At 70.9% G+C, this 13,105-nt stretch carries 9 protein-coding genes and 2 pseudogenes; 8 read left to right on the top strand and 3 right to left on the bottom strand.

Translation table 11 applies throughout. The annotated features are described in order from the left end of the window. Nucleotides 1–53: 53 nt before the first annotated feature. On the bottom strand, nt 54–3,128 hold the full coding sequence (locus ACFPP6_RS20445) for an NB-ARC domain-containing protein (protein ID WP_382044270.1): 3,075 nt from the start codon (nt 3,126–3,128) through the stop codon (nt 54–56). Nucleotides 3,129–3,301: 173 nt separating this feature from the next. Here ACFPP6_RS20445 and ACFPP6_RS20440 point away from each other — a divergent pair, with 173 nt between their 5' ends. The 6 genes and pseudogenes from ACFPP6_RS20440 to ACFPP6_RS20415 all read left to right on the top strand — a co-directional run bounded on the left by ACFPP6_RS20440 (nt 3,302) and on the right by ACFPP6_RS20415 (nt 8,722). Continuing rightward, complete coding sequence (locus ACFPP6_RS20440) at nt 3,302–3,568, top strand: short-chain fatty acyl-CoA regulator family protein (protein WP_382044595.1); 267 nt, start codon at nt 3,302–3,304, stop codon at nt 3,566–3,568. Nucleotides 3,569–3,973: 405 nt separating this feature from the next. Continuing rightward, a pseudogene (locus ACFPP6_RS20435) lies at nt 3,974–5,075 on the top strand (IS110 family RNA-guided transposase). 32 nt (nt 5,076–5,107) lie between these two features. Beyond that, nucleotides 5,108–5,908, top strand: a pseudogene (locus tag ACFPP6_RS20430) (alpha/beta fold hydrolase); the annotation flags it as partial. Continuing rightward, nucleotides 5,888–7,243: a carboxymuconolactone decarboxylase family protein gene (locus ACFPP6_RS20425; RefSeq protein WP_382044592.1), complete on the top strand. Its 1,356-nt coding sequence runs from the start codon at nt 5,888–5,890 to the stop codon at nt 7,241–7,243. The pseudogene ACFPP6_RS20430 and the gene ACFPP6_RS20425, both read left to right, overlap by 21 nt. A gap of 12 nt (nt 7,244–7,255) precedes the next feature. Beyond that, nucleotides 7,256–7,903 (top strand): MBL fold metallo-hydrolase, encoded by a 648-nt coding sequence (locus ACFPP6_RS20420; protein WP_240976406.1) that lies wholly within the window; start codon nt 7,256–7,258, stop codon nt 7,901–7,903. Nucleotides 7,904–7,942: 39 nt separating this feature from the next. Next, the gene (locus ACFPP6_RS20415; protein ID WP_179083252.1) at nt 7,943–8,722 is read left to right on the top strand and encodes an exodeoxyribonuclease III; all 780 of its coding nucleotides are present in this window, start codon (nt 7,943–7,945) and stop codon (nt 8,720–8,722) included. A gap of 66 nt (nt 8,723–8,788) precedes the next feature. Here ACFPP6_RS20415 and ACFPP6_RS20410 read toward each other — a convergent pair whose 3' ends face one another. After that, nucleotides 8,789–10,660 (bottom strand): SGNH/GDSL hydrolase family protein, encoded by a 1,872-nt coding sequence (locus ACFPP6_RS20410; protein WP_382044264.1) that lies wholly within the window; start codon nt 10,658–10,660, stop codon nt 8,789–8,791. Between the two features lie 148 nt (nt 10,661–10,808). Here ACFPP6_RS20410 and ACFPP6_RS20405 point away from each other — a divergent pair, with 148 nt between their 5' ends. Continuing rightward, nucleotides 10,809–11,249, top strand: coding sequence for a DUF6278 family protein (locus tag ACFPP6_RS20405; RefSeq protein WP_382044261.1), 441 nt, complete (start codon nt 10,809–10,811; stop codon nt 11,247–11,249). An 80-nt stretch (nt 11,250–11,329) separates the two neighbouring features. On the opposite strand, the gene ACFPP6_RS20400 is transcribed toward ACFPP6_RS20405, so the two are convergent. Continuing rightward, on the bottom strand, nt 11,330–12,145 hold the full coding sequence (locus ACFPP6_RS20400; protein WP_382044258.1) for a GntR family transcriptional regulator: 816 nt from the start codon (nt 12,143–12,145) through the stop codon (nt 11,330–11,332). A gap of 209 nt (nt 12,146–12,354) precedes the next feature. On the opposite strand from ACFPP6_RS20400, the gene ACFPP6_RS20395 reads away from it, so the two are divergent. Further along, nucleotides 12,355–13,098 carry an amino acid ABC transporter ATP-binding protein gene (locus ACFPP6_RS20395; protein WP_382044255.1) on the top strand — a complete coding sequence of 248 codons (744 nt, stop codon included), beginning with the start codon at nt 12,355–12,357 and terminating at the stop codon, nt 13,096–13,098. Nucleotides 13,099–13,105 lie beyond the last annotated feature (7 nt).

Here is a 13,105-nt window from a genome sequence, read left to right as displayed (position 1 = left end):
GGGAAGTTAGAATCAAATCCTGGCCTAGTGGTAGTCACCGTTCAGAGACCAGCTCAAGCACCGCGCAGCATCAGGCTGACAGCGGATGCGATGACGGCCTCGGACAGCAACCGCCAACCGATTTCGTCATCCCGGGTGAGAGCCGCTGAGTCGTGCTCGGTGAGACCCGTGTGGGTGGTGCGAATTCTTTCGTGGTCCTGATCGCACACGGCCTCGAGGAGACGGAGCGTCTGCATCTTGAATGGCATGCACCTCATCCCGGCCTCGAGGCTGAGGTGTCCCGCGGGCATGTGCGCCACCATGCTGATGAGGGTGGACAGGAGCGGCCGGCACTCAGGGGCAGGCGATGCGTCGGCTCCGCCGATCAGAAGAGTCAACGCAATGCGGCACTCGGGCACGCCGGAGGCCATGGCCAGCCCAACCCGCAAGCCGACGTTGTGCACGGTCCTGGCCATCAACTGAGGGTGCAGCGGCCACTCGACCATGTACTCGCGGATGGCTTGCAGATTGTCCAGGGCATCGCTCCACTGGTGCTGAAACGCCAGGGCCTCGGTCAGGAACGCGGTCAGTTGGAGGCGCTGCGGGCGGGGAAGGCCCTCGTCCTCCAAGAGCGATCGGCAGCGCAGCTCGACTTCCTCGTCCGACATGTGCCCGTTGCTCAAAGCCAAGTTGATCTGGCGAATCTCGCGCTGTACCTGCGTGTGCCGCGTGCCTGGCACTCGCTCCTGCAGTGACTCAAGATCGTCTGCGAGGGCCTGTATCGCCGGGTCCGCAACCCCACGGCCCGCGTGACCGCCGAGGATCGTCAGGCAGTTGCTTACAACAAGGGAGACATCCTCGGGCCAGGAATCGACGAGTTGGCCGGCAAGGTCTCGGGCGTGGTAGAGCTGCTTCAGCCAGACTGCCAATTCTTCTCCGACGTTTCGCAGTACATCGGCGAGCTGGGCGCGGGTCTTGAGTTCAAGCAAGGGCGTGGGCTCCTTGCGGGCGAGGATGTGCGCCAGTTCGCTCTCAAGTGCCTCTCGGGCTTCGTCCAGCTCTCCCAGCAGGACGTATGCGCCAGCCAGGTTGCCCCACAAGACAGCCAGCATGTCGGTGGCGATGCCCAGCCGCCGTGCATGGTTGGCGAGGTTCTGGACGTGAGGCAGGACAGCGAGGAGGTGTTTCTCGTCATTCGCCTCGATGAATGCCGCCAGCCAACCCTGCGCATGGAAGGCGGCCTGGCTTAGGATGGCCGGCACCTCGTTGCCGGATTCGGCCAGTGTGCGGATGACGTGCTGCACAATCTCGTTGACGCTTATGGTGTCGTCGACGCCCTCGCAGTGAGCGGCCGACCATTGCTCCTGAGGCAGCGTGCACAGAGGTTCATCTCGCTGGGCAAGCGACTCGGTACGCAGTGCGCGATGCATTTCGTGGGCCGTGAAGGGCACCGTGGCTGACGGGCCCAAGACCGCTGGATGGCGAAGGCCCGCGCGGGCGGCATCTTCGCTGGACATCAGGGTGGCGAAGTAGAGCAGCCAGATTGGGATCTGCCGGGAAGCGAAGTAGGCAGCCGGGAACAGCGCGTAGGCGGCGCCATCCGACGCTGGCTGCAGCTCCTGTTTGTTCATCAGGCGCTGCAGTGCCAGCCGGATCGTTCCGACCAGCGTTTCGGGGTATCCATGCGGGATGGAGTACCTGTCATTCAGTGCCAGATCACGGATCTGCTCGAGGTAGGCGTCCGCCTCGCTAAGCCCGAACTCGCATCCGGCAAGGTAGCCGCAGGCGAGCTCCATCGCCAGCGGCCAGTACTCGAGACGCTCTGCAAGAGCTGCGGCAGTCCGTTCGCTGCGCGCGTCCCAACCTTCCTGCTCGCCCAGGCGCATCTGGATCAGTGCCGTCGCCTGATCGGGGGTCATGACCTGAACCGCGACCCTGGCTGAGTGAGTTGCCCAACTGACCTGGTTGGTCGAGGTGATGAGGATGTGGCCGCGCCCGCTGGACGGCATCCAGGGCTGTACGAGACGGCGGTCGATGACATTATCGATGATCATGAGCCAGGGTCGCGCCGAGGCGCCGAGCAATGTGCGCACTCTGTCGCGGAGCCGGCTGCCGTCCGCATCAGCGCCCTCGATCCCGCGGGAGACCAGCCAGTCATGAATGGACTGAAAGGAAGCTCGCAGGGACGCGCTGCTCTCGCCGTTGACCCAGAAGATGTGGTCGTAGGCATCGGCCCTGTCGTGGGCATAGCTGGCTGCGATACTGGTTTTACCGATGCCGGATGGGCCGAGTACCGCGCAGATGCTCACCGCGCGTGCCCTGTCACCGCCGGTCAGCGCCGTACGGATGTGATCGATAAGGTCTGGGCGGGGGATGCCCGGGGGAGCAGGCACCGCGCTCACCATGATTCCCCAGTCGAACTCGCCGAGTTCGTATGCGAGATGGCGGCCTGGAGTCAGTAGATCGTCGCGGAACTGTGTGAGGGTGAACACCCCGTGGAACTCGCCCGAAGCGCGCCGGTGGATTTCGAACGCCAGGTAGTTCGTGAGGCGGCCTGCAGAGGCATGGCCGAGCCCGTCGCGGTGCTCGTTGCGCAGCCGTCGCATGCGTTCCCGGAGCTGATTACGCAACTGATACCGCTCCCGGGAATCGACCGAGATTCGTGCCCGGTGGAGCCGGTCCAGCTCTTCGTCGCTCATCGCCGCAGGCTCTTGGCGCCAGCGGCTTCGCTCCATCAATCGTTGAAGCTGCTCGCGGAGGTCTTGCGGATCGTCGGTGCTCAAGGCTCGGTTGAGCTGCATGGCCTTGGGATGGAGCCGCATATTCGTGATCAGGCTGTAGGACTGTGCCCGGGGCCGTGCACGGATCATTCGAAGGAGGATGCCGAAGGCGTCGGGGGCCGACATTTCCGTGCCTGAGCCGCCCGATTTCACCTGCGCGGCGTGCAAGGTGCCGTTGTCGTGGTCGACGAGCTCAAAGTCGATTGCGTCGGGGTCGGTCGAGTCTTGATCGGGGGTGACGGCGGGTTCGATCAGTGCTGCGGCGACTCGGGGGATACGGTCTTCCGCGGCATCGAGGAGCGCTTCCAGCGTCACGAGGTACTGGTACTGAAATCCATCTGCTGCCGCCTGGCCTCCGCGCTCCGCCACTCCGGCTCCCATCTGTATGAAGGGATCAACTTACCGGTCACCTCGGGCAGCTGTTCTCGAAGGCTACGGAGCGGGAGTAAAGGGTGTGTAGGGTTTGCCCCGAAACGTGGACATCTCTTGAAGGTTGGATCGTGGGATCCGATGAGGAGGTGTCCAGGTAGCGGGGCAAGCCCATCGCGTGCCTGCCCCGACCACAGCCCCGAGAACCCAGCCCGCCACGCTCGCCCTCGGCTTTTACTTGCAGCGAGGTCCGCCAGGCCCACCGGCTCTTCCACCCCGACCGCCTCGACCTCGGCCGCACCGCGATCGTCACCCCCATCGGGATGGGCTACCGGGTCTGCGGACGCTTCGAGTGCCCACAGCGGACGCGTCGCCGCTTGGCCGCCCACTGCGGATCGGACCCGATCACCAGCACGTTGATGCGCTGTGCCGTGGTGTAGACGGTCGTGGAGAAGCCGCCCCGGTCGTGATGCGACCTGAGCAAAGATGCCGACTTTTGTGCCGTATATCGATCGGCCGGAGTCAGATCCGGATGTTCCAGGAGTTGGGACTGAGCATGCTCGGTGTTTCTGGGTGGGGTGCGGTGACGGGCGGGAGGATGGGTGGGTGCTGTCCCGGATCCGGGGTCTGACTCATGACTTTTCTGACCAAAGTGTCCTGATGTCACAATGTCGGCCGATGGTCGGGGATGGCGCGTTGTCGGTGCCGGGCCGACGGAGCGTGTCCCGATAGGGGCCTGCCGATTGTTGTGGCGTCCTCACGATTCTGACCGTCCGACGCGGCCCGGTACCGGCAACGCGACGCGCTATCAGACCGGAAGGGGAGCGGACATGTCCACATCGACCATGTCCAGTACGCCGCCTGCTTCGCAGAACCGCCGTCGCCGCCCTGCGGGGGAGGTGGTTCTGGGAGCGGACACGCACCGGGATGCCCATGTGGCTGCAGTGCTCGCCGTGATGGGGACGGTGCTGGCCACCGGCGAGTTCCCGGCCACCGCTGCGGGATACCGCGATCTGCTGAAGTGGGCCAGGAAGTGGGGAGCCGTGAAGCGGGCCGGTGTGGAAGGGACCGGCTCTTACGGGGCGTCCCTGTCCCGCTATCTGCTGTCCCAGGGCATAGATGTGTTTGACGTGAATCGGATGGACCGGGCAGATCGTCGCCGGCGCGGCAAGTCGGATCCGCTCGATGCCCAGAACGCGGCGCGAGCCGTATTGAGTGGGCGGGCGACTGCCCGGGCGAAAGCCGGCGACGGGCCGGTGCAGATCGCGAGAATGTACAAGCTCACGAAGGCGTCGGCGGTCAAAGCCCGTACCCAGGCTATCAACCAGCTCAAGTCCGTCCTCGTTACTGCTGACCCCGTCTTGCGGGAAGAACTGGCCGGACTGGGCAATGCCGAACTCTTCCGGACCTGTGCGCGGTTCGCCGACGTGAGCGGTCACGAGGAGGTCGGCGAGGAGTCGGTGCTGCAGGCGACTCGGATCACGCTGGGTCTGCTGGCCCAGCGGATCGGCCAGCTCTCCGAGCAGATCCGCGATGTGGACGCTCGTCTGGCTCGCCTCGTGGAATGTCATGCCCCGCAGTTGCTCGACGTGGTGGGCATCGGTCCGGACACGGCCGTCGCTTTGCTGATCACGGTGGGGGACAATCCGGAACGCCTGGGCAGTGAGGCTTCCTTCGCCGCCTTGTGCGGGGTCAGTCCTGTCGAGCGTTCCTCGGGACGACGTGCAGTACCGTCGCCTCAACCGTGGTGTCGACCGTCAGGCAAATGCTGCGCTCCATCGCATCGTGTTCACCCGTCTGTGGGTCGACCTGCGCACCCAGGGCAATTACGAGCGCCGGATCAAGGAGGGTAAGACCCGTCGCGAAATCGTCCGATGCCTCAAACGCTACGCGGCCCGGGAGGTCTTCCACCTGGTCAGACCGCTACAGCCAGGACCCCGCTCATAGGGGCTGTCGTGACAGATGAGAGGGTCTGGCGGGTGAGTGAGACACCGGCGAACACCCTCCAATACCGCTCTGACGGGCCAGAAGACGCCCCGGTCCTGGTCCTGGGGCCTGCGCTGGGTACCACATGGCACATGTGGGACCGCCAGACACCCGAGCTGACCCGGCACTGGCGGGTGCTCCGTTTCGACCTGCCCGGCCACGGCGGCGCCCCCGCCGCGCCCGCCCCCACCGTCGGCGAACTCGGCGACCGGCTCGTCGCCACGCTCGACTCGCTCGGCGTCGACCGCTTCGGCTACGCCGGCTGCTCCCTGAGCGCCGCCGTCGGCATCGACCTGGCCCTGCGCCACCCGCACCGGCTCGCCTCCCTCGCCCTCGTCGCCGCCTCCGCCCGCTACGGCACGGCCGACTCCTGGCGGCAGCGCGGTGCCGCGGTCCGCAGGGACGGCCTCGATCCCGTCGCCCGCTCCGCGCCCGAGCGCTGGTTCACCGCGAACTTCTCCGGCGCCCAGCCCGCCATCGTCGACTGGGCCGTGCAGATGGTCGGCACCACCGACACCTACTCCTACATCGCCGCGTGCGACGCGCTGGCCGCCTTCGACGTACGGGCCGAGCTGACCCGCATCAGCGTGCCGGCGCTGGTCATCGTCGGCGCCGAGGACACCACGACGCCGCCCGCCGACGCGCGCGTCCTGGTCGCGGGCATCCACGACGCGAAGCTGGCCGTGGTGCCGGGCGCGTCGCACCTGGCCCCGGTGGAACAGCCGTCGGCGGTGACGGACCTGCTGGTCCGCCACTTCACGACGGCCTGGCAGATGTCGACGCAGCAGGGGTTGTCGGCGGTCACGGGGGCGTCCACGGGGCAGGGCGCGGCGGGCTCGGCCGGCGGCGTGCCCGGAGCCGGCTTCGGTGCGCCGGGGTCCGGCGCGGGCGGGGCTTTCGGTACGGGCGCGCCGTCCGGCGGCCCGGGGTCCGGTACGGCTTCGGCCATGCCGCCGGGCACGGGCCGGGACGGCGCGAACCCGGCCTTCGGTGCGCCGGGCTCCGGTACGGGCGGCGCCTTCGGCGGCCCGGCGGCGGGCACGGGGCCGGCGGTGCCGCCGGGAGCGGGTGCGGCGGGGGCCGCCGAGACCGGCGTCGGCGCGCCGGGCACGACCCCGCCGGGCGCAGGCTCCGGCTTCGGCGCACCGGGGACGGGCCCCGCCGTTCCCGCTCCCGGCACGCCCGGCACGCCCGGCCCCGGCGCTTCCGGTCCGGGTGGTCAGGGTGGTCCAGGTGGACCGGGTGTGCCGGGCGCTTCGGGTACCGGTTTCGGCCCGGTGCGGCCGGGGGCCGGTGCCCAGGATGCCGCGGGCCCTGGCGCTACCGGTTCCGGTGCGGGCACCTCGGGGACTCCGGGGGCGGGCCCCGGGCCGGTGGGGCAGCCGGCCGGTGTTCACGGTTCCGCGGGATCCGGGGCCAACGGGCCCGGCGCGGAGTCGCCGGCACCTTCCGGTACCGGTTTCGGAGCCGTCGGGCAGGGGGCGGGTGCGCAGGAGACTGCGGGGAACGGAGCCTCCGGTTCCGGCGTGGGCGTCCCCGGCCCGGGGGCGCCCGGCGCGATACCCGGGCCGGCGTCGGCCGGTGGCGGATTCGGGGGCGTGGGCCTGGGCCTGCCCGCTCCCGGGGCGGGGCTGCCCGGCACGGCCGGTCACGCCGGTGCCGGCTTCGGCACGCCCGCAGGCGGCCCCGGCAGCGGCCCCGCGGCACCCGGCCCCGCCGCCCCGCTCGGGTTCGGGCCGCCCCCGGCGGACATGCACGGCCCCGCCGACGACCGCGAGCGCGGCGAGCGCGTCCGGCGCGAGGTCCTCGGCGAGGAGCCCGCCGACCGGGACGGCTTCACCGGCGACTTCCACGACCTCGTCACCCGTTCCGCCTGGGGCGGCGCCTGGTCCCGGCCCGGTCTCGACCGCCGTACCCGGGCCCTGATCACCCTGACCGCCCTCACGGCCCGCGGCCACGTCGACGAGATCGCCCCGTACACCCGCGGAGCGCTCCGCAGCGGCGTCACCCCCGACGAGATCAAGGAGACGCTGCTGCACACGGCCGTCTACTGCGGCCTGCCGGCCGCGGGCGCCGCGTTCGCCGCCGCGCAGCGTGTCATCGCCGAGGAGGCGGGCTCCGGGGCGTAGCAGTATGGGCTCATGGAGCTGAAGCTGAAGCTGACGAAGAAGAGCCACGCGTGCGTCCGCCTGGAGAAGGACGGCCGCACGCTCGCCATCGACCCCGGGGCCTTCAGCGAGGCGGACGCGGCCGTCGGTGCCGACGCGATCCTCGTGACCCACGAGCACCCCGACCACTTCGCCGAGGACCGGCTGCGGGCCGCGCTGGAGGCGAACCCCGCGGCCGAGCTGTGGACGCTGCGCAGCGTTGCGGAGCAGATCGCTCCGGCCTTCCCGGGCCGGGTGCACACGGTGGGGGAGGGGGACGCCTTCACGGCGGCGGGTTTCGACGTGCAGGTGCACGGGCAGCTGCACGCCGTGATCCACCCGGACATCCCGCGGATCACGAACGTCGGCTATCTCGTGGACGGTTCGGTCTTCCACCCGGGCGACGCGCTGACGCTGCCGGACGTGCCGGTGGACACGCTGATGCTGCCGGTCATGGCGCCCTGGAACAAGATCTCGGAGGTCATCGACTACGTGCGGGAGCTGGCGCCGCGCCTCGCGATCGACGTTCACGACGCGCTGCTCACCGACCTCGCGCGGCCGGTGTACGACCGGATGCTGACGCCCGCCCGGGTGGGCGCCGAGCACGCCCGGCTGGCGCCCGGGGAGTCCGTGACCCTCTGACGCACGGGGAATGTCGGACCCGGCCGTTAGGGTTGCTCCATGCGCATCGCCACCTGGAACGTGAACTCGATCACCGCCCGTCTCCCGAGGCTGCTGGCCTGGCTGGAGAGCAGCGGCACGGACGTGCTGTGCATACAGGAGACGAAGTGCGCGGAGGAGGCCTTCCCCTTCGACGAGCTCCGCGAGCTGGGCTACGAGGCCGCGGTGAACGCCACCGGCCGGTGGAACGGCGTGGCGATCGTCTCCCGGGTGGGCCTGGAGGACGTGGTGAGCGGCCTGCCGGGCGGGCCCGACTACGACGGTGGGCAGGAGCCCCGCGCGATCTCGGCGACGTGCGGCGGCGTCCGCGTCTGGTCGGTCTACGTGCCCAACGGCCGGGAGGTCGGCCACGACCACTACGCGTACAAGCTCCGCTGGCTGGAGACCCTGCGGGACGCCGTCGCCGCCGATGCGGAGGGCGAGCGCCCGTTCGCCGTCCTCGGTGACTACAACATCGCCCCGACCGACGAGGACGTCTACGACCCGGCCGTCTTCGAGGGCGCCACGCACGTCACCCCGGCCGAGCGGGCGGCGCTGGGCGCCCTGCGCGACCTGGGCCTGTCCGACGTCGTGCCGCGCCCGCTGAAGTACGACCGCCCGTACACGTACTGGGACTACCGCCAGCTGTGCTTCCCCAAGAACCGGGGCATGCGCATCGACCTCGTCTACGGCAACACCCCCTTCGTGAAGGCGAAGCAGGACGCGTTCGTCGACCGCGAGGAGCGCAAGGGCAAGGGCGCCTCGGACCACGCCCCGGTCGTCGTCGACCTGGACGTCTGAGCCCGGGCGCCCCGCCCGCCGCGCTCTGCCGCACGCGCCGCCGCGCACTGCCGGCGGTGGGCGCGGTCAGACCAGCTTGCGCAGGTCGATCGCGTCGCTGAACGCCTTCATGCCGGCGTCGTTGGGGTGCAGGTGGTCGCCGCCGTCGTAGGCCGGCAGCATCCGGTCCGGCCGCTGCGGGTCCCGGATCGCCGCGTCGAAGTCGAAGACGGCGTCGTACGTGCCGCCGCCGGCCAGGATGTGCCGGTTGATGGCGGTGCGCTGGGCCTCGGCGTCCGGCGTGCAGTCGTAGAAGCCGCCGCAGGGCGCGATGGTCGCGGCGACGACCCGCAGCCCGCGCTCGTGGGCGCGCGCCGCGATCTCCTTGAGCCCGGCGATGACCTGCTCGGCCTTCGTGCCGGACCGGATGTCGTTGACGCCCTCGAAGACGATGACCGTACGGGCCGAGGTCTGCGCCAGCACGTCCCGCTCCAGCCGGTGCTGGGCGCTGACGCCGCTCATGATGGTGCTGGTCCCGTCGCCGGGGTAGCGGTCGGTCACCACGCGGTTGCCGGAGATGCCGTGGTTGAGGATCCCGAACCGCGGCACGCCGTGCTGCCCCTGCAGCCGCCGCGCCAGCAGGTCGGGCCAGCGGCCGTTGGCGCCGGGCGTCGACCGCTCGCCGTCGGTGATGGAGTCGCCCAGGGTCACCACGGACCCGGGCCCGTCCGCGACGTCCACGCCCGTCAGCAGCGGCCACGTCGAGAGCGTGCCGGTGTACGCGCCCGCGCCGCGCTCGCCCGTCCGGTCGCCGCTGCCGTCACCGGTGAGGTAGGAGACCTGGCTGGTGTAGCTGTGCACGGGCACGGCCGGCACCGTGCCGGGCAGGTGGATGCTCACCAGTAGGTTGGTGTCCTCGGGCACCCGGAAGCCCAGCGGGTCGCTGAACGCCTGGGCGCCTGCGGGGATCACCGTGCCCGGCCGCCCGCCGAAGGCCAGGGCCCGCGGCGCGCCGGCCGTGGCCGCGCCCTTGCCCTGCAGGGCGACGGTGGCGTGGCCGATGCGCACCGGGCGCGGCGCGAAGGTGTTCTCCAGCCGGATGCGCGTCGCGGGCCCGCCGGCGCTGGAGTGCACGACCAGCCGCAGCGTGCGGTCCGTCCACGGCCCGACGGCCGCGTAGCCGGAGGTGGAGGCGGCCCAGGTGCCGGTCCAGCCGCGGGTGCCGCCGCGCAGCGCGAGCGAGAACACGTGCAGGTCGCGCTCGGGTCCGGGGTCCTGCGGCAGCACGACGGATTCGACGTCGCGGCCGGGCGCGACGGGCACGGACACCGTGTACAGCCGGGTGGTCGCGGTCTTCCGCCCGCTGCCCGTGTTGAGGTGGGGGAGGCCGACGGCCTTCGTGGTCAGGAGGCCGCCGCGCCAGTCCGGCGCGGCGAGCCGGTAGGTGCTGCGCGAGCCGTCGCGGTAGCGCACCGTGCCGGTGCCGGCGGCGTCGCCGCCCGGCGCGCCCTTGGTGGTGCCGGCGACGAGGAACGTCAGGGCCTCCCCGCGGCCGCCGAGGCGGACGGCCTGGCCGGCGGCGCGGACGTTGTCGGGCTTCCCGGGCGCGGAGCGGGGCCAGTGCAGCCGCGCGCCGTCGAAGGCGAGTTCGCGGCCGGGCGTCCAGCCGGCGGCCGTGAGGTCCTGGGCGGAGAGGGAGTTGCCGGCCCCGTCGAAGTCGGCACCGCCGGGGCGGGCGTCGTCGCTGACCGCCCGGTTGTCGAAGAGCCGCTCCAGCGGGAGCGGCTCTCTGTAGGGTTGCGCACCGGGTTGTGGTCCGGCGGCGAGCGCCGGAGTGTTTGCGGCAGCGACGGCGCAGGCGGCGCCCACGATCCCCACCGCGGCGGCCCGGGCCGTGGCCCGCGCCGCCGTCCACCGTCTGTGCCGTTTCCCGCCCGGTGTCTGCGTTCGGAGCAGCATGTGTCTCATGCCTCCCTTGGTTCCCCGCTCGGTCAGTGGCTGCATGAAGCTAAGGAGACGTATGGGCAACGTCAAGGAGGCCATCCGGTCACGTCGGGCGCCGCGCGCCTGTGGTGGGGCCATCCGTGCGAGTGCGATCCTGTCCGGTATGAACATTCCCTTCTTGGACAGTTGGCGAAAGCGACACGGACCGGAGCGCGGCGCGGCACTGGCGAACGCGGTCGACCGCGACCCGGAAGGTCTTGCGGAGCTGCTGTCCGAGTGCGAACTGCTGCGCACGCACGCGCAGTCCGCAGGGGTGGTGCTCGACGACTCCCCCGCTTCCCTGGAGGCGCTGGACCAGCTGCAGCCTCGCTGGCGGGACGACCCGGAGCTGGTGCCCTGGCTGGGCAACGACGCGGGTCTCTACCTGGGCACGGTCGTCATCCGTACGGTGCCGGGCGCGGGGTGGTGGATCTGGCCGGACGGCCAGCCGGTGGTGCGGCTCGCCAACGGCCGGGAGGTCGACGTGGTCGAGGCGGGCCGGGAGTGGGCGGCCGACGGTGCGCCGGAGCTGTCGCAGCTGTACGCGGAGCTCGCGGAGAACTGACCGGGCAAGCGGGGGCGGGGCGGCCGGGGGCGGCGGGGCAGGACGGGGACGGGCGGGGGCGGTGGGCCGGGGGAGCGGCCTCAGCTGGTGAAGGCGATGTCGTACTCGACCCGCCAGCGGTCGGCGCGCACGACGATGTCGGAGGTCTCCACGGCCCGGCCGTCGCCGTCGAAGTGCGTGCGCTCGATGACCGTGACGCAGCTCCCCGCGGGGCAGCCGAGCGCCTCGGCCTCCGGTGTGCTTGCCGGCCGTGAACCCACGAGCTCCCGGGCCCGCACGACCCGGATGCCGATGGCCGCGAGCCGCCCGCGGACCCCGCGCCGGGCGTAGGGGCCGCGCTCGGGCAGGGCGACGTCCGTGCCCTCGGTGATGGCGAGCGGCTCCCAGCTGGTGGCGAGCTGCACGGGGTGCCGGTTGGCCAGGTACTCGTAGTGCGTGCAGAGCACGCGGGTGCCCGCGCCGATGTGCAGCCGCTCGGCGATCCGCTCCGGAGCGGCGGTCTCGGTGGACGACGCTTCCCACGTAAGGGTGGTGTTGCGGGCGGTGCCGCCGTCGGGCGGGGGCTGCCGGCCGGACTGCTCGCCCCGGCGCGGGACGGGCGGCCCGTACCCCCGGATCTGGGCGGCGAAGGGGGAGTCGACGGCCCCGGTGGAGCGGAGCAGGCTGCCGAGGGGCGCCCGGTCGGTGACGAACACACCCCGCCCGAACTGGCCTTCCGCGTACCCGGCGGCCTTCAGCACGCGCACCGCCCGGTCCACGGTCTGGTCGCTCGCCGCGTAGGTGCGCTTGAGCTCGGAGCGGGAGGGGATGCGCTCGCCCACGGCGAGCCCGCCCTCGTCGATGCGCCGGCGCAGATCGTCCGCGATGCGCTGGTAGACGGGCCTGCTGTCGCCCACCCCCGGCTCCTTTCCCCCGAGTTCCCCCAGTCCGTCCCCCTCAGGCTAGGTACCCAGGCCCGGTCTGTGTACCTAGGGCAAATGGCGGGCAATGTGCAACGAATGCCCATATGAATGCGTGTCATGGCTGAAGTCCCCTATAGAGGGGAATAGCTTGCCCGGATGGTGAGCGTCGACCCGAAGAGCGCGGAGAGTGGGCGGGACTGGGCATGGCCGTCGATCCCCTGATCGAACTACGTGGTGTCAACAAGCACTACGGCAAGCTGCACGTCCTGCGGGACATCGACCTCACCGTCGGCCGGGGCGAGGTGGTCGTCGTCATCGGCCCCTCCGGCTCCGGCAAGTCCACCCTGTGCCGGGCGATCAACCGGCTGGAACCCGTCGAGTCCGGCACCATTCTCCTCGACGGGCGGCCGCTGCCCGAGGAGGGGCGCGAGCTCGCCAAGCTGCGCGCCGAGGTCGGGATGGTCTTCCAGTCCTTCAACCTCTTCGCGCACAAGACCGTGCTCGCCAACGTCTCCCTGGCGCCGCTGAAGGTCCGCAAGCGGTCCAAGGAGGAGGCCGACCGGCGCTCGCGCGAGCTGCTGGAGCGCGTCGGCCTGCTCGCCCACGCGGACAAGTACCCGGCCCAGCTCTCGGGCGGCCAGCAGCAGCGCGTGGCCATTGCCCGCGCCCTGGCCATGGAGCCGAAGGTGATGCTCTTCGACGAGCCGACGTCCGCGCTCGACCCGGAGATGATCAACGAGGTGCTGGAGGTCATGCAGCAGCTCGCCCGGGACGGCATGACGATGGTCGTCGTCACCCACGAGATGGGCTTCGCCCGCTCCGCCGCCAACCGCGTGGTCTTCATGGCCGACGGCCGCATCGTCGAGGACCGCTCCCCCGAGCAGTTCTTCACCGCACCCGAGAGCGAGCGCGCCAAGGACTTCCTCTCCAAGATCCTCAAGCACTGAGCGGGGA

Origin of the sequence: Streptomyces aureoversilis (assembly GCF_042657885.1) — a bacterium.
Lineage (GTDB): Bacteria > Actinomycetota > Actinomycetes > Streptomycetales > Streptomycetaceae > Streptomyces > Streptomyces aureoversilis.
Note: the sequence above shows the minus strand (reverse complement) of the source record. Positions and strands in the feature narration are given on the sequence as shown.

Excerpts from the sequence above, each read along its gene's own strand:
- ACFPP6_RS20425 (WP_382044592.1), top strand. The coding sequence starts at position 5,888 with ATGTCGACGCAGCAGGGGTTGTCGGCGGTCACGGGGGCGTCCACGGGG.
- ACFPP6_RS20420 (WP_240976406.1), top strand. The coding sequence starts at position 7,256 with ATGGAGCTGAAGCTGAAGCTGACGAAGAAGAGCCACGCGTGCGTCCGC.
- ACFPP6_RS20415 (WP_179083252.1), top strand. The coding sequence starts at position 7,943 with ATGCGCATCGCCACCTGGAACGTGAACTCGATCACCGCCCGTCTCCCG.
- ACFPP6_RS20410 (WP_382044264.1), bottom strand. The coding sequence starts at position 10,660 with ATGCTGCTCCGAACGCAGACACCGGGCGGGAAACGGCACAGACGGTGG.
- ACFPP6_RS20405 (WP_382044261.1), top strand. The coding sequence starts at position 10,809 with ATGAACATTCCCTTCTTGGACAGTTGGCGAAAGCGACACGGACCGGAG.
- ACFPP6_RS20395 (WP_382044255.1), top strand. The coding sequence starts at position 12,355 with ATGGCCGTCGATCCCCTGATCGAACTACGTGGTGTCAACAAGCACTAC.